The sequence below is a fragment of the Limnohabitans sp. 2KL-17 genome (assembly GCF_003063415.1).
Classification (GTDB): domain Bacteria; phylum Pseudomonadota; class Gammaproteobacteria; order Burkholderiales; family Burkholderiaceae_C; genus Limnohabitans_A.
In genome coordinates, this window is sequence record NZ_NESK01000021.1 from 59587 (window position 1) to 76549 (window position 16963).

At 55.7% G+C, this 16963-nt stretch carries 22 protein-coding genes and 1 tRNA gene; 7 read left to right on the plus strand and 16 right to left on the minus strand.

The features are described from left to right. Positions 1-149 precede the first annotated feature (149 nt). Positions 150-1010 (plus strand): DMT family transporter, encoded by an 861-nt coding sequence (locus B9Z45_RS11780; RefSeq protein ID WP_108407413.1) that lies wholly within the window; start codon positions 150-152, stop codon positions 1008-1010. On the opposite strand, the gene B9Z45_RS11785 is transcribed toward B9Z45_RS11780, so the two are convergent. Further along, the gene (locus tag B9Z45_RS11785; protein WP_146180913.1) at positions 1003-2127 is read right to left on the minus strand and encodes a hypothetical protein; all 1125 of its coding nucleotides are present in this window, start codon (positions 2125-2127) and stop codon (positions 1003-1005) included. The genes B9Z45_RS11780 and B9Z45_RS11785 overlap by 8 nt on opposite strands. Before the next feature lie 181 nt (positions 2128-2308). Then, positions 2309-2384: transfer RNA gene (locus B9Z45_RS11790), tRNA-Arg, on the minus strand. 143 nt (positions 2385-2527) lie between these two features. Here B9Z45_RS11790 and B9Z45_RS11795 point away from each other — a divergent pair. Then, on the plus strand, positions 2528-3052 hold the full coding sequence (locus B9Z45_RS11795; protein WP_108407415.1) for a cytochrome c5 family protein: 525 nt from the start codon (positions 2528-2530) through the stop codon (positions 3050-3052). Positions 3053-3119: 67 nt separating this feature from the next. Here B9Z45_RS11795 and B9Z45_RS11800 read toward each other — a convergent pair whose 3' ends face one another. From B9Z45_RS11800 to B9Z45_RS11855, 12 genes are all read right to left on the minus strand, one after another. After that, positions 3120-3668: a DUF2946 family protein gene (locus B9Z45_RS11800; RefSeq protein ID WP_108407416.1), complete on the minus strand. Its 549-nt coding sequence runs from the start codon at positions 3666-3668 to the stop codon at positions 3120-3122. After that, positions 3661-4674 (minus strand): YheT family hydrolase, encoded by a 1014-nt coding sequence (locus B9Z45_RS11805; protein WP_108407417.1) that lies wholly within the window; start codon positions 4672-4674, stop codon positions 3661-3663. The genes B9Z45_RS11800 and B9Z45_RS11805 overlap by 8 nt, the downstream gene beginning before the upstream one ends. Before the next feature lie 5 nt (positions 4675-4679). After that, entirely contained in the window at positions 4680-5129 is a 450-nt protein-coding gene (locus B9Z45_RS11810) for a nuclear transport factor 2 family protein (protein WP_108407418.1), read from the minus strand. Between the two features lie 118 nt (positions 5130-5247). Continuing rightward, a complete protein-coding gene (locus B9Z45_RS11815; RefSeq protein ID WP_108407419.1) occupies positions 5248-5661 on the minus strand; it encodes a F0F1 ATP synthase subunit epsilon in 414 nt (137 codons plus the stop codon). Between the two features lie 69 nt (positions 5662-5730). Continuing rightward, on the minus strand, positions 5731-7134 hold the full coding sequence (atpD, locus tag B9Z45_RS11820; RefSeq protein WP_108407420.1) for a F0F1 ATP synthase subunit beta: 1404 nt from the start codon (positions 7132-7134) through the stop codon (positions 5731-5733). A 38-nt stretch (positions 7135-7172) separates the two neighbouring features. After that, complete coding sequence (gene atpG, locus B9Z45_RS11825) at positions 7173-8060, minus strand: F0F1 ATP synthase subunit gamma (protein WP_108407421.1); 888 nt, start codon at positions 8058-8060, stop codon at positions 7173-7175. Positions 8061-8087: 27 nt separating this feature from the next. Continuing rightward, entirely contained in the window at positions 8088-9641 is a 1554-nt protein-coding gene (atpA, locus tag B9Z45_RS11830; RefSeq protein WP_108407422.1) for a F0F1 ATP synthase subunit alpha, read from the minus strand. A gap of 44 nt (positions 9642-9685) precedes the next feature. Further along, positions 9686-10228: a F0F1 ATP synthase subunit delta gene (locus B9Z45_RS11835; RefSeq protein WP_108407423.1), complete on the minus strand. Its 543-nt coding sequence runs from the start codon at positions 10226-10228 to the stop codon at positions 9686-9688. 22 nt (positions 10229-10250) lie between these two features. Further along, entirely contained in the window at positions 10251-10721 is a 471-nt protein-coding gene (locus B9Z45_RS11840; protein WP_108407424.1) for a F0F1 ATP synthase subunit B, read from the minus strand. Between the two features lie 31 nt (positions 10722-10752). Further along, positions 10753-11001 (minus strand): F0F1 ATP synthase subunit C, encoded by a 249-nt coding sequence (atpE, locus tag B9Z45_RS11845; RefSeq protein WP_108407425.1) that lies wholly within the window; start codon positions 10999-11001, stop codon positions 10753-10755. Between the two features lie 52 nt (positions 11002-11053). Further along, positions 11054-11899 carry a F0F1 ATP synthase subunit A gene (atpB, locus tag B9Z45_RS11850; protein WP_108407426.1) on the minus strand — a complete coding sequence of 282 codons (846 nt, stop codon included), beginning with the start codon at positions 11897-11899 and terminating at the stop codon, positions 11054-11056. A gap of 8 nt (positions 11900-11907) precedes the next feature. Continuing rightward, a complete protein-coding gene (locus B9Z45_RS11855) occupies positions 11908-12399 on the minus strand; it encodes an ATP synthase subunit I (protein ID WP_108407439.1) in 492 nt (163 codons plus the stop codon). Positions 12400-12676: 277 nt separating this feature from the next. Here B9Z45_RS11855 and B9Z45_RS11860 point away from each other — a divergent pair, with 277 nt between their 5' ends. The 4 genes from B9Z45_RS11860 to lipA are packed head-to-tail and all read left to right on the plus strand — an operon-like array spanning position 12677 to position 15122. Beyond that, entirely contained in the window at positions 12677-13066 is a 390-nt protein-coding gene (locus tag B9Z45_RS11860) for a CopD family protein (protein WP_233252184.1), read from the plus strand. A 14-nt stretch (positions 13067-13080) separates the two neighbouring features. Then, entirely contained in the window at positions 13081-13377 is a 297-nt protein-coding gene (locus tag B9Z45_RS11865) for a DUF493 family protein (RefSeq protein WP_108407440.1), read from the plus strand. 2 nt (positions 13378-13379) lie between these two features. Next, entirely contained in the window at positions 13380-14042 is a 663-nt protein-coding gene (lipB, locus tag B9Z45_RS11870; RefSeq protein ID WP_108407428.1) for a lipoyl(octanoyl) transferase LipB, read from the plus strand. Positions 14043-14090: 48 nt separating this feature from the next. Then, positions 14091-15122: a lipoyl synthase gene (gene lipA / locus B9Z45_RS11875; protein WP_108407429.1), complete on the plus strand. Its 1032-nt coding sequence runs from the start codon at positions 14091-14093 to the stop codon at positions 15120-15122. Between the two features lie 165 nt (positions 15123-15287). Here the strand turns inward: lipA and B9Z45_RS11880 are convergent, their stop codons facing one another. Together B9Z45_RS11880 and B9Z45_RS11885 are read right to left on the minus strand one after the other, a co-directional pair. Continuing rightward, positions 15288-15617 carry a type II toxin-antitoxin system YafQ family toxin gene (locus B9Z45_RS11880; RefSeq protein ID WP_108407430.1) on the minus strand — a complete coding sequence of 110 codons (330 nt, stop codon included), beginning with the start codon at positions 15615-15617 and terminating at the stop codon, positions 15288-15290. Next, the gene (locus B9Z45_RS11885; protein WP_108407441.1) at positions 15589-15870 is read right to left on the minus strand and encodes a type II toxin-antitoxin system RelB/DinJ family antitoxin; all 282 of its coding nucleotides are present in this window, start codon (positions 15868-15870) and stop codon (positions 15589-15591) included. The genes B9Z45_RS11880 and B9Z45_RS11885 overlap by 29 nt, the downstream gene beginning before the upstream one ends. Positions 15871-16271: 401 nt before the next feature. Here B9Z45_RS11885 and B9Z45_RS11890 point away from each other — a divergent pair, with 401 nt between their 5' ends. After that, the gene (locus tag B9Z45_RS11890) at positions 16272-16871 is read left to right on the plus strand and encodes a hypothetical protein (protein ID WP_108407431.1); all 600 of its coding nucleotides are present in this window, start codon (positions 16272-16274) and stop codon (positions 16869-16871) included. The last annotated feature ends 92 nt before the right edge of the window (positions 16872-16963 follow it).

Here is a 16963-nt window from a genome sequence, read left to right on the forward strand (position 1 = left end):
TTGATCGAGGCCGCCAGTGCAGACCGCGCACGAAGCCGCCATTGTATGCGGCGCTATGATGCCGCTTAAAAGCCTTTTGCCCCATCGGAATGCCCCTGCAAACCGAGCACCCCTGAAAGAGACCCCCCTTGAATTTGCGTTTGTGGGCCATGCTGGCCTTGTTGGGCAGCCTGGTGTCATTGGCCGTGGGCACCTCGTTTGCAAAAAGCCTGTTCCCCGCCCTGGGGGCAGAAGGCACCTCGGCTTACCGGATCGTGTTTGCCATGCTGATGTTGATGGCGGTGTTCCGTCCGTGGCGCCGCCAATGGGTGTGGGCCGATGCCCTCCCACTGGGCTTGTACGGCGTCACGCTGGGCGTGATGAACCTGCTGTTTTACAGCGCCATCAAGACCATTCCGTTCGGTGTGGCCATTGCCATCGAATTTACCGGGCCCCTGGCTGTTGCAGTTTGGACCTCCAAAAAAGCCAGCGACTGGTTGTGGGTGGTCTTGGCAGCCGCAGGTCTGGCATTGCTGCTCCCCCTGCCTGGCACCAACGCCGCCAGCGCGCTCGACCCTTTGGGCATGGGCCTTGCACTGGCAGCTGGCTTTTGCTGGGCTCTTTACATCGTGTTCGGGCAACGGGTGGCCATGCGCTACGGCAGCATGGCCACCCCCATGGGCATGCTGGCAGCAGCGCTGGTGGTGGCCCCCGTTGGCGTTTTCCACGCGGGCAGCGCCTTGCTGGATCCTCAATGGCTGATGGCCGGCTTGGCCGTGGCACTCCTGTCGAGCGCCATTCCTTACGCGTTGGAGATGTTTTCGCTCAATCACCTGCACAAAAATACCTTCAGCATCTTGTTAAGCCTGGAGCCCGCTGTGGGCGCTCTGGCTGGCTGGCTGGTACTGTCCGAGCGCTTGACACTCATGCAAGGCCTGGCGATTGCGATGGTGATGGCCGCCTCCATGGGCACGGCCTGGTCAGCCGGGCGGCGCAAGGCGCCCTCAGACAAAGACCGCAGCACTATTTAGCCTCAGGCTTGGCCTCGGGCTTGATTTCGGCAGCATCAGTAGCAGGTGCCCCCGCCTTGCCGGACTTGCCTTCTTCGGCTTTGGCATCCACTTTCGGATCACGCCTGAGTTTTTCCAGTTGTTTGAGCGCCCAGCTGCGCTTTTCCAGTCGCTCCTGCTCCAGCCGATCTAGCTCTTTCAGCCGCCTGACATGGTCGGCTTCGGCCTTTTCTTTGCGCTCTCTGGCTTGCACCACTTTGGCCTCTTGTGCCTCTTGCTCTTCGCGAATGCGCGCCTCTTCTTGCGCCTTGATGCTCGCGGCCTCTTCAGCCGCAAGCCGCGCCTTCAAGGCTTGTTCTTTCTTTTGGCGCCCAGCTTTGGCCGCCGCGGTTTCACGCACACCCGTGTCCCATGCCTTGTCTTCGAGCTGCTGCTGAATCGCAGCTTCCCTGGAAATGGGCTGTGCCTTGCCGTTTTCGATGGCGCTGAAATACCCCTCACATTGGGTCTTCAAGCCACCGGGCAGAACACACGCAAAGCTTCGGGCAGTTTGCTCGCCCCACGCTTTTTTGCGGGCTAAAAAGGCGTCACATTGGGTCAATGCCCGCTGGATTTTCCAGTCTTCGGGGCTGGCCTGCTTGTCGCTCAGGTCAAACCAGTCGTAACGCACACGGTCTGACTGCAAAGCTGTGCGCACGCATTCGGCCTTGGCCGGGACCATTTGGGAGAACATACCGGCCCAAACGGCACGCAACTGCGCATTGTCCGAGACCACCTGGAATTGGGCCTGGCCTTGCGTCGGGCAGGCATTGACCGCCACACCATTGACGCGCTTGAACTTGCCGCGCCAGGTCACAGTGACCAGTTCGGTATCTTGCGGCGTGATGTCGATACGGGCTTCAAAGTAGGGGGCCTGCACTTCGCGCCCTATAGCTGGCCGCCCCTGAACCGATATGTCCAGATTGCAAACTTGCTCGGCATTTTGCACATTCGCAGCAATCACCACCGCGTTGGCTTGGTCTGCCAACAGCTGGTATTGCCCGGCCATGACCGGGCAAGCACAAGCGAGCCATCCCGAAAAGATGACTCCAAAGACCCTGCCCTTGATGGCACGCTCACGGATTGAAATTGAATGCATGACCTTGATGAATCGGATCGAGTCGCCAATTCTTGATGGCACGGTCACTGACCGACAAATACGAGCTTGCACCGCTCGGCATATGCAGCAGGCCTTTTTTTGAAATCAGCGCTGCGTGTGGTCATTGTTGTGGTCGCCGTTTTCCAGCGGATTGCGCTGTGAAGGGTGGCGAAGTTCAATGTGGTGCGGCTGGCGGGGATCGAACCCACGACCCTTGGCTTCGGAGGCCAATACTCTATCCACTGAGCTACAGCCGCACTGCTTGGAACGGGTTGGATTATCACACGGCTGGTATTTCTTGCTTGGTCTTGCAAGCCCAGTGAAGGGTGGGCCGCTATAATCTCGGGTTGATTCCGGTCAATCCAACAGGCCAAACGGCCCAGCCCTATAAGAGGATTTCATGAGCGACAACAGCCACGATCAACACGAAGCGCACACCGGTCCGGTGAAAACGCCCAAGCAAATGCTTTTGCTGAGTCTGGCCTCTTTCATCATTCCGGTTTTCATCATCATCGGCTTGGTGTTCTACGTCACATCGGCCAACAAGACGGCGCCTGGCGCCAGCGATGCTGAAAAATCGGTGGCTCTGCGCATCCAAAAAGTTGGCACCGTCGAAGTCCGCGATGCCAACCGCCCCCTGAAGTCTGGCGAAGAAGTCTACAAAGCCCAGTGCGCTGCTTGCCATGCCATCGGCGCTGCGGGCGCACCCAAATTTGCAGATGCTGGCGCCTGGGGTGCACGCATCAAGCAAGGTTTGGATACTTTGGTCACATCAGCGTTGAAAGGCAAGAACGCCATGGGCGCACAAGGCGGTGGTGATTTCAACGACACTGAAATCGCCCGTTCTGTGGTCTACATGGCCAACAATGCAGGCGCCAAATTTGAAGAGCCCAAAGCACCAGCCGCCGAAGGCGAGAAAAAGTGATGCCCTGAGGGCTTTCAAAACAACCGATCCTTGAGGTCGGTTTTTTTATGCCTTACTTATGTCGTGCTTATGCTTTGCTCATGCCTTGTCCCTGCTGCGGACTGATGACGAATCCAAAGCCAGCGGGTAACTCCTGGGCCAGACAGTCTTCAGGCTGCCAAAGCCCCTGCTCTATGGCTTGGGCAACCAAGGCCACATCCCATGTGTGCACCAGCCCCAATCCCAAGTTGGTGTGCAAATAAACACGCCCGACTTCATCGACCAAACAGCTTAGGGCCTCTGCTTTTTGTCCAGTGTGCGAGGTGGGCTCAAAATTTTCGTTCAAACGCCACACGTGCGGCGCGGCTTCCAGCTCGATGTAAACCCGCTGAGGACCGTTTTGAAAAAACCAACGCCCTTGTTCATCGGCATCGTAGTTGCGATGAATGAAGTCAAGCAATTTCTCATGCCTCAGCACAGAGCCTTTGGCGCCCTCTTGGCCGCTTTGGTAAGCGCCCAAGCCTTGAACACGGTCATCCCGCATGTGCCAGTGGCCGCGACTGTCCAAGCCCAGCCAGCCAAAGCAATCCGGCACATTCGGCCACTTGGCCATGGCTTGACGAACGATGTCATCCATGGTGGGCCTCTTTTGTATCCAGCGGCTGTCCACACGCCGCCATGAGCCATCCGCCCACTTCAACGGGCAGCGCGCACACATGGCCAGGCCAATGACCTTGTGCAAAGCCGACATGCCCACCCTGCTCAGGCTGCCAGAGCGTGACCGATGTCGACACATCCGCTTTTTGCGGCAGGCTACTGGCTGGCACAAAGGGGTCATTCAGCGCATTCAAGGCCAAGGCTGGCATCAATATGTTCTTCATCAAAGGTTTGGCCGAGGCCTTTGACCAGTAATCGTCTGTGTCCTTGAAGCCATGCAGCGGGGCTGTGAAGACGTTGTCAAACTCGTAAAGATCACTTGCCGCCATGAGGCGCTCTTTGTCAAACAAGCCCGGGTGTTGCGCCCATTTGGCCAGGGCTTTGGGCTTCATGCTGTGTAAAAACATGCGGGTGTAGATTTGACGGTTCAAGCCTTTGCCAATCGCCATGCCGCTTTGCACCAAATCCAGTGGCGAACAAATCGAGGCTATGGCATCTGCGCTTTGCAAAGCCGCAGCCCCATGCAGACCCGCCCAGCGCATCAAGGCATTGCCTCCGAGCGACACGCCTGCTGCAACCAGAATCTGCCCACCCTGCGATTGGTGCTGGCTGCGCAAGCGTTGCAACACCCAGTGAATTTCCTGATGGTCACCTGAGTGGTATGCACGAGGCCCGTGGTTGATCTCTCCGCTGCAACCGCGAAAATGGGGCAAGGCAAAGTTGAGGTCGTGTGCAACTGCCCAGTCAGCAAATGCCTGTGCGTAATGGCTGTCCGATGAGCCTTCCAATCCATGAAAAAGCACCACCATCGGACGATTCTTGCGGCTTGCGTTATGCCGATCAACGTCTATGAAGTCATCGTCTGGCGTCACCCACCGCTCGCGTTGCTTGGGCGGTGAAGGCCCCGAGCGCCTGCGCGCATACAGCGCAGGCCAAATGGTCTGGGCGTGTCCACCTGGCAGCCATGCTGGGGCCCTGTAATGCATGGTCGTCAGTGCAACACTGTGGGCTTGAGTCCCACATCAGCCGAGTCGTTGGGTGTGCCGGGGCTGGCATGGTGCGCCACCATGCGCCAGCCTTGCGGCATTTTTTGGTACACATTGGTGACGATCACAAAAGCATGTTTAGCGCCTTGGGGGGTGATCACTTCCACACGCTCTACAAGGTGGTGGACTGCACAAGCCAGTGAAACCACTTTGTGGACACGTTCAGGGTGGGCTTGCACACTGCCATTGGCAAACATACCCTCAAACGTGGCACGAATGGCGCCTGGCCCAATCATCCTGGGGCCACCTGGGTGAACACACACGATCTCGTCTTCCTCCGCCCAGCAGGCCATGAGTTGTTCGATGTCGGCGTTGTGGAGCGCCTCGTAAAAGCTTTGTTCAATGTCGTCGGGCGTTCCACCCACGACGGCTGCTTGCAGTTTGGCTCTTTTCATGATCTTTTGAGTCTACACGGACCCTTGCGTGCGCTGGGCAACAAAAAACCCGGCCACATGACTGCGCCGGGTTTTCAAGATTCCTGCATTTGTGCAAGAACACCATCAGAAACAATGTTTATTTTTTCCGGTACTTGCGCAATGCAGACAACTGAGCGGCCAACACAGCCAACTCGGATGTGGCGCGCGCCATGTCGATTTCGCTTTTTGCGTTTTTCAGGGCTTCTTCTGCGGCTGCTTTGGCCGCATTGGCTTTCTCTTCGTCAAGGTCTTTGCCGCGAATGGCGGTGTCAGACAGCACGGTCACACAGTCGGATTGCACTTCCAGAATGCCGCCAGCAACGAAAACAAATTCCTCGCCGCCGTCAGCCGTCTCAATACGAACCGAACCGGCCTTGATGCGGGTGATCAGCGGGGTGTGGCGTGGGTAAATGCCCAGTTCGCCAGACTCGCCAGGCAAGGCCACAAACCGGGCTTCGCCCGAGTAGATGGACTCTTCTGCACTGACCACATCAACGTGGATGGTGTTCATGTTAACTCCTTAAAAAGGTCAATGAAAGCGGGCTGCGGGGTGACTGAGTTCAGCCGCCCCGACGCTGCTTTACGCTGCCTTTTTGGCCTTTTCGAAAGCTTCGTCGATCGTGCCGACCATGTAGAAAGCTTGCTCTGGCAAGTGATCACACTCACCAGCCACAATCATTTTAAAACCACGGATGGTTTCGGCCAAAGTCACGTACTTGCCTGGAGAGCCGGTAAACACTTCGGCAACGTGGAAAGGCTGCGACAGGAAACGCTGGATCTTGCGAGCACGCGCCACAGCCAACTTGTCTTCTGGGGCCAGGTCGTCCATGCCCATGATCGCGATGATGTCGCGCAGCTCACGGTAACGCTGCAATGTGCCCTGCACAGCACGCGCTGTTTCATAGTGGTCCAGGCCCACGACCAATGGGTCGAGCTGGCGGCTGGTGGAGTCCAGAGGATCCACAGCGGGGTAGATACCCAACGAAGCGATGTCACGGGACAACACAACGGTGGAATCCAGGTGGGCGAAGGTGGTCGCAGGCGATGGGTCGGTCAAGTCATCGGCAGGCACGTAAACGGCTTGGATGGATGTGATCGAACCCACTTTGGTCGAAGTGATACGTTCTTGCAAACGGCCCATTTCTTCGGCCAGGGTTGGCTGGTAACCCACCGCAGAAGGCATACGACCCAACAGGGCGGACACTTCGGTACCGGCCAGTGTGTAACGGTAGATGTTGTCCACGAAGAACAACACATCTTTGCCTTCGTCACGGAAGGATTCTGCGATGGTCAGACCGGTCAGGGCGACGCGCAAACGGTTGCCTGGTGGCTCGTTCATTTGACCGTACACCATGGCCACTTTGGACTCGGGCAAGTTCTCGAGGTTCACGACGCCTGAGTCGGCCATCTCGTGATAGAAGTCGTTGCCTTCGCGGGTACGCTCACCCACACCGGCGAACACGGACAAGCCGCTGTGCGCTTTGGCGATGTTGTTGATGAGTTCCATCATGTTCACGGTCTTGCCGACACCGGCACCACCGAACAAGCCAACCTTGCCGCCTTTGGCGAACGGGCAAACCAGGTCAATCACCTTGATGCCGGTTTCCAGCAGTTCTTGTGAAGGGCTCAGTTCGTCGTATGCAGGGGCTTTTCGGTGAATGGATGCCGTCAGTTCTTGGCTCACAGGGCCACGTTCGTCGATGGGCGCACCCAGCACGTCCATAATGCGACCCAGCGTGGCTTTGCCCACAGGCACGGTGATCGCTTTGCCCGTGTTGGACACGATCAGGCCGCGACGCAAGCCGTCGGAAGAACCGAGCGCAATGGTGCGTACGATGCCGTCGCCGAGTTGTTGCTGCACCTCAAGGGTCAGCGCGGAGCCTTCCATTTTGAGTGCGTCATAAATTTTGGGCATCTGGTTACGTGGAAATTCCACGTCGACCACGGCGCCAATACATTGAACAATTTTTCCTTGGGCTTGCATTTTTCGCTCCAAATAATTTGAATTAGCTGAACTGGGAATCAACCGCTGATCGCGGCTGCGCCAGAGACGATTTCCGACAGTTCTTTGGTGATGGCGGCTTGACGGGTCTTGTTGTAGATGAGTTTGAGCTCACCGATCACATTGCCAGCATTGTCTGTTGCGGCCTTCATGGCCACCATACGGGCGGCATGCTCGGAGGCCATGTTTTCAGCCACGGCTTGGTACGCCAAGGCTTCTGCATAACGGACCAACAACTCGTCAATGACTGTCTGGGCATCTGGCTCATAGATGTAGTCCCAGCCATGCGCCACAGCCCCAGCAGCCTTGGTTTCTGACGCCATCTTCGACGAAGACAGTGGCAGCAACTGATCGATGGTTGGCACTTGCGCCATGGTGCTGACAAACTTGTTGTAGCAGAGGTATACGGCACTCACCTCACCCGCGGCATAAGCATCCAAGAGCACCTTGACGGGCCCGATCAGCTTTTCCAGGTGGGGCTTGTCGCCCAAATGCGTCACATGCGCCAGTACTTTGGCATTGACGCGGTTCAGGAAACCCAAACCCTTGCCGCCAATGGCCACAGCAACCGGCGTCTTGCCCGCTGACTGTGTTTCACGCAACTGGACAGTTACCGCGCGCAGCAGGTTGGTGTTCAAGCCACCGCACAAACCTTTGTCCGTGGTCACCACAATGAAGCCCACCGACTTGCCGTCGTTGGCCTTCATGAAGGGGTGCACGTATTCCGGATTGGCCTGTCCAAGGTGCGTCGCAATGGTGCGAATCTTCTCGCTGTATGGGCGGGCCGTGCGCATACGCTCCTGCGCCTTGCGCATTTTGGAGACGGAAATCATCTCCATGGCCTTGGTGATCTTCTTGGTGTTTTCCACCGATTTGATCTTGGTGCGTAGTTCCTTGCCCGATGCCATCAGTGGCTCCTTTTGATCAGGTAGAAATTAAGCAAAGCTTTTCTTGAAAGCGGCCACGGCAGAGTTCAATTCAGCCTCGGCTTCTTTGTCCAAAGCTTTGGAGCTTTCCATCTTGGCCAGCAGAGCTGCGCTCTTGTCCTTGAGGTAAGCGTGCAAGCCGTGTTCGAAGGCCAAAACTTTCTTCACGTCGATGTCGTCCATGAAGCCCTTGTTCACAGCAAACAGGCTTGCGCCCATCAAGCTGATCGGCAGGGGGCTGTACTGAGCTTGCTTGAGCAGCTCGGTCACACGTGCGCCGCGGTCGAGTTGCTTGCGGGTGGACTCGTCCAGATCGGAAGCGAACTGCGCAAAAGCGGCCAATTCACGGTACTGGGCCAAGTCTGTACGGATACCGCCGGATTGGCCTTTGATGATCTTGGTCTGTGCCGAGCTACCGACGCGAGACACCGAGATACCGGCGTTGATCGCAGGGCGGATGCCGGCGTTAAACAAGGAAGTTTCCAAGAAGATCTGACCGTCGGTGATCGAAATCACGTTGGTGGGCACGAAGGCAGACACGTCACCGGCTTGGGTTTCAATGATGGGCAGTGCCGTCAAGGAACCTGTTTTGCCTTTGACAGCACCTTTGGTGAAAGCTTCGACGTAGTCGGCATTCACGCGGGCTGCACGTTCGAGCAAACGGCTGTGGAGATAAAACACATCGCCAGGGTAGGCTTCGCGGCCTGGTGGGCGACGCAACAGCAACGACACCTGACGGTAAGCTACAGCTTGCTTGGACAGATCGTCATAAACGATCAAAGCGTCTTCGCCGCGGTCACGGAAATATTCGCCCATGGTGCAGCCGGAGTAGGCCGACACGTACTGCATCGCAGCAGATTCAGAGGCAGAAGCGGCCACCACAATGGTGTAAGCCATCGCGCCAGCTTGTTCCAAAGCGCGAACCACGTTTTTGATCGACGAGGCCTTTTGGCCAATCGCGACATAAACGCAGGTCATGTCCTGACCTTTTTGGTTGATGATGGCGTCAATCGCGACGGCTGTTTTGCCAGTCTGACGGTCACCAATGATCAGTTCGCGCTGTCCACGGCCCACGGGCACCATGGAGTCAATCGACTTGAGACCGGTTTGCATCGGCTGATCCACCGATTTACGTGCGATCACGCCAGGGGCGACTTTTTCGATCACATCGGTCATCTTGGCATTGATCGGGCCTTTGCCGTCAATCGGCTGACCCAAGGCGTTCACCACGCGACCAATCAATTCGGGGCCCACGGGCACTTCCAGAATTCGACCTGTGCACTTGACAGTGTCGCCTTCAGAAATGTGCTCGTATTCACCCAGAATCACGGCGCCGACCGAGTCGCGCTCGAGGTTAAGGGCCAGGCCATAGGTGGCAACACCTTCAGCTGTCGGTGGAAACTCGAGCATTTCGCCCTGCATCACATCGGACAAACCGTGCACACGAACAATACCGTCGGTCACGGACACCACGGTGCCCTGGTTACGGATATCGGCGCTGGCGGACAGCCCTTCGATGCGGCTCTTGATCAATTCAGAAATTTCTGCGGGATTGAGTTGCATGACTCTTTCCTTCTTTCTTTAAATATGTCCGGTCACCCACCGCGTCAAGCGGTGAGAGCCGATTTCATTTGTTCCAGTCGGGCCTTGACAGAGGTATCAAGCACCTCATCGCCCACCACCACACGGATGCCGCCAATCAAAGTGGCATCAAGCTCGACGCCCACATTGAGCTTGCGCGCAAAGCGTTTTTCGAGCGTGGTTGACAAGTCGGCCAAAGCCGAAGCGTCAATGGGAAATGCGCTGTAAACCACCGCGTCAGCGGTGCCACCTTGCGCATTCATCAGAGCCCGATACTGCTGTGCAACGACAGGCAGCGCACTGAGACGGCCGTTTTCAATCACCAATCTCAGGAAATTTTTTCCGGCCTCAGGCAGCACAACACCATCACGTGACTGCACCACTTCAGAGATCAGTTGAAATACCTGCTCATCAGTTACTTTAGGACTGTCGGCAAACTGCTGAAGCTGTGCATTGTCAGCAACAGCAGCCAATGTATCGAGCCAAGCGGCCGTGCCGGCAAGGTCGGTAGCCTGCGCCTTGAAAAGCGCATCGGCGTAAGGTCGTGCAATGGTTGCAAGTTCTGCCATGGTGTTCTCTGGCTTAGGCTTGTTACAGCTCGGACTTCAGGCGACTGAGTAGGTCAGCATGAACGCCGGCATTGACTTCCTTGCGGAGAATCTGTTCAGCGCCTTTGACGGCCAGGACTGCCACTTGTTCACGCAAAGATTCACGTGCACTGACAGCCTGCTGCTCTGCTTCAACTTTAGCTGAAGCAATGATCTTGTTGCCTTCTTCCGTTGCACGGGCCTTGGCTTCTTCAATGATGGCCATGGCACGGCGCTCGGCATCAGCCAAGCGCGAAGCAGTTTCTGTGCGAGATTTGACCAATTCGGCCTCAACACGCTTGTTGGCGTTGGTGAGTTCGGATTTGGCGTTGTCTGCAGCAGCAAGGCCGTCAGCGATTTTTTGGGCGCGTTCATCCAAGGCGGTTGCGATGGGAGGCCACACGAATTTCATCGTGAACCACACCAAGATCGCAAACACGATCGCTTGAACAAACAGGGTTGCGTTAATACTCACGACAACACCTTTCTTTGGGTCTGGTCAGTAATTACTTCAAGACAAACGGGTTCGCAAAAGCGAACATCATGGCGATACCGACGCCAATCAGGAAGGCGGCGTCAATCAGACCGGCCAGCAAGAACATCTTGGTTTGCAGTTCGTTCATCAATTCAGGCTGACGTGCAGCCGCTTCGAGGTACTTGCTGCCCATGATGCCAATACCGATACATGCGCCGATGGCACCCAAACCAATGATGAGGCCAGATGCGAGTGCGACATAACCGAGGACGTGTTCCATATTGTTGCTCCTAAGGATGTTGATGGAAGGGTTGAGAAATTGAATCTACCGATCAATGCGCGTCGTGCGCTTGACCGATATAAACCAGGGTCAGCATCATGAAAATAAACGCTTGAAGCGCCACAATCATGATGTGGAAGATGGCCCAGACAGAGCCGGCAATGATGTGCCCCAGAGGCAACAAAACGCCAGACAAGGACATGGCAGCAGTGCCGCCCATGAGCGCGATGAGCATGAACACCAACTCACCGGCGTACATGTTGCCAAAAAGTCGCATGCCATGAGACACCGTTTTGGCCATGAACTCGATCATCTGAAATGCAAAGTTGATGGGCCACAAAATGGGGTGACCGCCGAATGGGGCCGTGGTCAACTCATGGAACCAACCCCCAAAGCCCTTGATCTTGATGTTGTAGAACAAACAGATAAGCAGCACAGAGGTGGACATGCCCAGGGTAGTGGACAGATCAGCAGTCGGGACCACGCGGAAATAATGAATGTTTTGGTCAAGCCCGGTCACGGCAAAGATGCCATGGAAAAGATCAACGGGCAAAAAGTCCATCGAGTTCATCAGGAAAATCCAGACAAACACGGCCAACGCCAATGGCGCCACCAATTTGCGACTCTGGGCATTGTGAACAATGCCTTTGGCCTGGTTGTCCACCATCTCGACCAGAATCTCAACAGCAGCTTGGAAGCGACCAGGCACACCGGATGTGGCTTTGCGTGCAGCTTTCCACAACAACAAGCTGCCGATCACGCCAAGAAAGACCGACCAGAAAATGGAATCAATGTTGTAAACCGAAAAATCGATCACACCTGACATTGGCTTGTTTTGCAAATGGGTCAGGTGGTGGCTGATGTATTCACCAGCGCTTGGCGCAGCTTGAGCAGACATTTTTTACTCTATGCAAGTTTGATTTTTGAATAAAACACCGAGTTGAACCCCAACGCTATCCAATAAACCCTCATGGTTACTACCAAGCCCACCAGCATGGCAAGCCAACTTAAATCTTTAACCCACCAGTTTGCTGCCACCAGCATGGCGACAGTCAAAGCAATTTTGATGAGTTCCCAAAACAAAAATCCGAACACTGCCGCACCTGCATTGACCGCATCTACCCGTCGCGACATGCCCCTTGCAAATACTGCAGCAGGCACGATCACGGCCAGAGCGCCGTAACCTGCTGACAGGGCCACTGAGTAATTTCCAGTGATCCACGCCGTCAAAACAACTACAACTGCACCCACCAAAATTTGGTAGCCCACTACTTTCCATACGGACAGCAGCGGCATTTTTTGTTTTAACAAGCCGGCTTCTTGGGGCGTCAGAGTTTTGAAGTCTTCACCATCACCATCGAAGCCATTTTCTGGAGCAACAACAATATTTTTTGTCATTTTGACCACTGTTGATTACATCCAGGTTACATGTCTAACAGTCTTGTCGGCAGACTTGAATTATATGCCATAAACGCCATTGGGTCGCTGCACAAGCCCACACGCAATTTGAGGCCAAGCGTGCGGATGCCCTTAGGCAAGCGCATGTTTTCGACACCCCCCAAAATTCATACCTTGGTAATGAACTCACAACCTGGCCCATGGTCTTGGCCCTCGAAATATGTACGAATGGTTTAAATTTTTGCACTTGGCTGCAGGTGTCGTTTGGCTGGGTGGAATGACTTTGCTGGTTTTCGCCTCGCGCCCAGCGGCCATTCAGCAGATGGCCCCGCCCGAAAGATTGACCCTGATGGCGAGTGTGCTTTCCCGGTTTTTCTGGATGGTTTGGGTGGCCATCGCACTTTTGCTGGCCTCGGGTTTCTGGATGCTGTCCGTTTCCGACATGAAACTGGCACCCAAGGGCTGGCACGCCATGTCCGGCCTTGGCCTGGTTATGTGCGCCATCTTTGTGCACAACTGGTTTGCCCCCTTCAAACGCTTGAAGCGTTCGGTCGCCCTTTCTGATTGGCCCGCAGCCGGGCGGGCCATGGGACAGATTCACCCCCTGGTTCTGACCAATCTGGGCTTGGGCTGGGCGGCCGTTGCCGCTGTTTTGATCTGGCGTTGATGGACAATGGCGAAATGAGCGCCTCCACCATTCCCCCTGCCAGCATCGATCGCCAAGACAGCCTGATCGAATACCCCTCGGTGTTTCCGATCAAGGTCATGGGCGCCATGGTGGATGGTTTTGCCGACGCCTTGTGTCAAGTGGCTTTGCAATTTGACCCAGGCTTTGACCCCTCCACCATAGAGTTGCGGCCCAGCAAAGGTGGCAACTACTTGGGCGTGACGCTCAACATCACGGCCACCAGCCGCGAACAGCTCGACGACCTTTACCGCGCCCTGACCTCGCACCCGATGGTCAAAATCGTGCTTTGAGCATGGACGTCCGGCTGCTCGGGCGGGTCGCCTACCTGCCAACTTACGAGGCCATGCAGGCCTTCACAACAGCGCGCACCCCCGACACACCCGATGAACTCTGGCTGTGTGAACACCCCCCTGTGTTCACACAAGGCCTGGCCGGGCTGCCAAGCCATGTGCTGGTCCAGGGGGACATCCCTGTGGTGGCCACCAACCGTGGCGGGCAAGTCACCTTTCATGGCCCCGGGCAAGTGATGGCCTATCCCTTGGTGAACCTTCAGCGCGCGGGTTACTACGTCAAGGAATACGTCTACAAGCTGGAAGAGTCGGTGATCCGCACCCTGGGCCATTTCGGCGTGACCGGGCACCGCGTGCCTGGGGCGCCCGGCATTTATGTGCGTCTGAACGACCCCTTCAGCCATGCGGCCTTGGTCGGCCCTACCCCGGCGGGTGACCCCTTCAAGGGCTTGGGCAAGATCTGCGCACTGGGCATCAAAGTCAGCCGCCACTGCACGTACCACGGCGCCGCGCTCAATGTAGCGATGGACCTCGAGCCCTTCCAGCGCATCAACCCGTGTGGTTATGCAGGCCTGCAAACCACAGACCTTTTTACAATCGGTGTAGAAACCTCCTGGGACGATGCTGCCCGGGTGTTGGCTGGCCAATTGGCGGCCCTGTTATGAACCTGTGCCCCCAGCTACACGCACCCCAACGGTGACTGAAAGAAAACGATGAGCAACACCCCGATCGAACGCCACGTGGTCCGCGAAGCGCAAAGCGTTGAAAACTACGACCCCATGGCCAAACAAAAAGCAGCGGCCAAGCTGTCGCGCATTCCGGTGAAAGTTGAACAGGCCGAAGTGCTGAAAAAACCCGACTGGATTCGCGTCAAGGCCGGCTCACCCACCACCCGCTTTTACGAAATCAAAGACGTGTTGCGTGCCAACAAACTGGTCACTGTGTGCGAAGAAGCCAGCTGTCCCAACATCGGTGAATGCTTTGGCAAGGGCACCGCCACCTTCATGATCATGGGCGACAAATGCACACGCCGCTGCCCGTTTTGCGACGTGGGCCATGGCCGCCCCGACCCGCTGGATGTGAACGAGCCCGACAACCTGTCCAAAACCATTGCACAACTCAAGCTGCAATACGTGGTGATCACCAGCGTCGACCGCGACGACCTTCGCGATGGCGGTGCCGGACACTTCGTCGAGTGCATCCAGAAAACCCGCGCACTTTCGCCCAACACCCGGATCGAAGTGCTGGTGCCCGACTTTCGGGGCCGCGATGACCGTGCACTGGAGATCCTGAAAGCCGCACCGCCAGACGTCATGAACCACAACATGGAAACCGTGCCACGCCTGTACCGTGAGGCACGGCCCGGCTCGGACTACCAGTTCTCACTGAACCTGCTGAAAAAATTCAAGGCCCTTTTCCCCAACGTGCCCACCAAAAGCGGCCTGATGGTGGGTCTGGGCGAGACCGACGAAGAAATTCTGGAAGTCATGCGCGACATGCGGGCGCACAACATCGAAATGCTGACCATTGGCCAATACCTGGCCCCCAGCAACAGCCACCTGCCCGTGCGCCGTTACGTGCATCCAGACACCTTCAAAATGTTCGAAACCAAGGCTTATGAAATGGGCTTTTCACACGCGGCTGTCGGGGCCATGGTGCGCTCCAGTTATCACGCGGACCAGCAAGCCCATGCGGCCCTTCAGGCTGTGAGCAACCCGCAAAAAATGGGAAAGTTCCGTAAATGATGGGAATTTCCCGCGAATAAAGGAAAAACGTGGAGCCGATTCCCCCCAGAGGCGGCGGCGAACTGTGCTTAATGGGTGATATAGGTGGCGATATGGTATATAGACTTATACCATCTGAAAATCCGAAAACGCAAGCAAAATCAAGGACTTACGCCTCATCATAATTTACGAAAAAAGCTCGGAGTGTGTCCCGCTACGCACGAACACCACCAAGCCAGCCCTACCTGAATCATCAAGTCTGTAGATCAGCAGGAAATCGCCACCTACATGGCACTCACGATGGCCCAGCCAATCGCCCGTTAAGGGATGGTCCAACCACTCAGCGGGCAAAGGTCCACCGTTCGCAACCAGTAGCAACATGGCCTCTTTCAGCCTATTCATGTTGTACCTACCAGAACGGGACAGGCGCTGCCAATCCTTCTGAAATTCTCGGGTGTAGTCTGAAGCCCGAGGTAGGCTTGCCCGCTTACTTGCGGCTGGTTTTTTCGAGGTCATTCAACAGCGCGTCAGCAGTTGCAAAACGAGCCCGACGACTCTGAACAATTTGATCGCCCTCAGCAATAGCCTCACGGCTGGTCTCATTCGGAGCTTTAAGCGCGAATGGAAGTTCTTTGTCTGCAACGATACGGGTCAGGAACACGCGTACAGCGTCCGAAACCGTCAGCCCCATAGAGCTAAGCGTTTCAGCAGCTTGGGCTTTGATCTTTTCGTCCACTCGAACGTGAACCATTGTGGTGGTAGCGGCCATGATTGCCTCCTGAGTTGATGGACTGAGATGCATTGTATCTCAGTCCGCTGATTTGGTTTGAGTGCAGTCATCTATGTTGAGCGCCAATCCATTCCCACGAAATTCGATATTTTTTCCCACGCATTCAGGACAAAACAAAGCCGAAGAGGTGGATTTTTCCCAATATTTACGGATCTCTCGCACAGGCTGTGAATAACCCGTAAAAAATGGGAAAAGTCCGTGAATGATGGGAAATTCTCGTAAATAGCGGGAAAAACCCATCTTCAGAAGACCTTTTTACCGTACAGCATGAGCCTTAGATGATTTGAAGATTTGAAGATTTGAAGATTTGAAGATTTGAAGATTTGAAGATTTGATTGTTCAATATACTGACTAAGTATTCAATACTTGTCGGGGAAAATTTGAGCGATCCCACGATCAGCAGCACGCATACCGCTGCACCAGGGGCTCCAGAGGAGCCTCTTTACGTTGCTGCATTTCCCAAAGACGATGCTTTCTGGCGTGTCGATTGGTTTGGCGAGGTTGCCTACCCAGACCGGTACACCCGCCGAACCCATCCGTCGGTGCAGGTCTACCTCTCCAAAGTCACCGATCTCGGCTTTCGCGCCAACCCTCAGGCGCTGCTCAATCCCCACAGCACGGCCCCCGCCAAGGCTCAAACACGCGTCTGGGTCAGCGTGGGCACGTTGATGGTTTTGCGGATTGACGACATCTGGCACCGCCAAAAGCTGCATTTGAGTCCCGAATACACCCGCGAAACCTTCAAAAAGCTCTGGGTTGGCCGAACCACCACCGACTTCATCAAAGCTGGCCTTAACCCCGACAAAGCCGGATTCCTGATACCCATACCAGAGCACCCCTGGCACATGAATGCCACGCACAGCTATTGCTTGATGGCCAAACTTCCGGACGGACGCCGACTGATCGTCCCTTGCATCGAGCTGATCCGTTTTTACTTTGGGTCCAGTGAAGTGGACCCCGAATTTGGGACAGGTGTTTAAGTGGGACACTATCCAAAAAAACGGGTTACCAATGACTGAATCAAAAAAACGCAGAGTTCATCCGCCGGAGTTCAAGGCCAAGGTGGGGCTGG

What these genes read in the sequence shown, in the direction of transcription:
- B9Z45_RS11780 (WP_108407413.1), top strand. Translation starts at nt 150, where the DNA reads ATGCTGGCCTTGTTGGGCAGCCTGGTGTCATTGGCCGTGGGCACCTCG.
- B9Z45_RS11785 (WP_146180913.1), bottom strand. Translation starts at nt 2,127, where the DNA reads ATGCATTCAATTTCAATCCGTGAGCGTGCCATCAAGGGCAGGGTCTTT.
- B9Z45_RS11795 (WP_108407415.1), top strand. Translation starts at nt 2,528, where the DNA reads ATGAGCGACAACAGCCACGATCAACACGAAGCGCACACCGGTCCGGTG.
- B9Z45_RS11800 (WP_108407416.1), bottom strand. Translation starts at nt 3,668, where the DNA reads ATGGATGACATCGTTCGTCAAGCCATGGCCAAGTGGCCGAATGTGCCG.
- B9Z45_RS11805 (WP_108407417.1), bottom strand. Translation starts at nt 4,674, where the DNA reads ATGCATTACAGGGCCCCAGCATGGCTGCCAGGTGGACACGCCCAGACC.
- B9Z45_RS11810 (WP_108407418.1), bottom strand. Translation starts at nt 5,129, where the DNA reads ATGAAAAGAGCCAAACTGCAAGCAGCCGTCGTGGGTGGAACGCCCGAC.
- B9Z45_RS11815 (WP_108407419.1), bottom strand. Translation starts at nt 5,661, where the DNA reads ATGAACACCATCCACGTTGATGTGGTCAGTGCAGAAGAGTCCATCTAC.
- atpD (WP_108407420.1), bottom strand. Translation starts at nt 7,134, where the DNA reads ATGCAAGCCCAAGGAAAAATTGTTCAATGTATTGGCGCCGTGGTCGAC.
- atpG (WP_108407421.1), bottom strand. Translation starts at nt 8,060, where the DNA reads ATGGCATCGGGCAAGGAACTACGCACCAAGATCAAATCGGTGGAAAAC.
- atpA (WP_108407422.1), bottom strand. Translation starts at nt 9,641, where the DNA reads ATGCAACTCAATCCCGCAGAAATTTCTGAATTGATCAAGAGCCGCATC.
- B9Z45_RS11835 (WP_108407423.1), bottom strand. Translation starts at nt 10,228, where the DNA reads ATGGCAGAACTTGCAACCATTGCACGACCTTACGCCGATGCGCTTTTC.
- atpE (WP_108407425.1), bottom strand. Translation starts at nt 11,001, where the DNA reads ATGGAACACGTCCTCGGTTATGTCGCACTCGCATCTGGCCTCATCATT.
- atpB (WP_108407426.1), bottom strand. Translation starts at nt 11,899, where the DNA reads ATGTCTGCTCAAGCTGCGCCAAGCGCTGGTGAATACATCAGCCACCAC.
- B9Z45_RS11855 (WP_108407439.1), bottom strand. Translation starts at nt 12,399, where the DNA reads ATGACAAAAAATATTGTTGTTGCTCCAGAAAATGGCTTCGATGGTGAT.
- B9Z45_RS11860 (WP_233252184.1), top strand. Translation starts at nt 12,677, where the DNA reads ATGACTTTGCTGGTTTTCGCCTCGCGCCCAGCGGCCATTCAGCAGATG.
- B9Z45_RS11865 (WP_108407440.1), top strand. Translation starts at nt 13,081, where the DNA reads ATGAGCGCCTCCACCATTCCCCCTGCCAGCATCGATCGCCAAGACAGC.
- lipB (WP_108407428.1), top strand. Translation starts at nt 13,380, where the DNA reads ATGGACGTCCGGCTGCTCGGGCGGGTCGCCTACCTGCCAACTTACGAG.
- lipA (WP_108407429.1), top strand. Translation starts at nt 14,091, where the DNA reads ATGAGCAACACCCCGATCGAACGCCACGTGGTCCGCGAAGCGCAAAGC.
- B9Z45_RS11880 (WP_108407430.1), bottom strand. Translation starts at nt 15,617, where the DNA reads ATGACCTCGAAAAAACCAGCCGCAAGTAAGCGGGCAAGCCTACCTCGG.
- B9Z45_RS11885 (WP_108407441.1), bottom strand. Translation starts at nt 15,870, where the DNA reads ATGGCCGCTACCACCACAATGGTTCACGTTCGAGTGGACGAAAAGATC.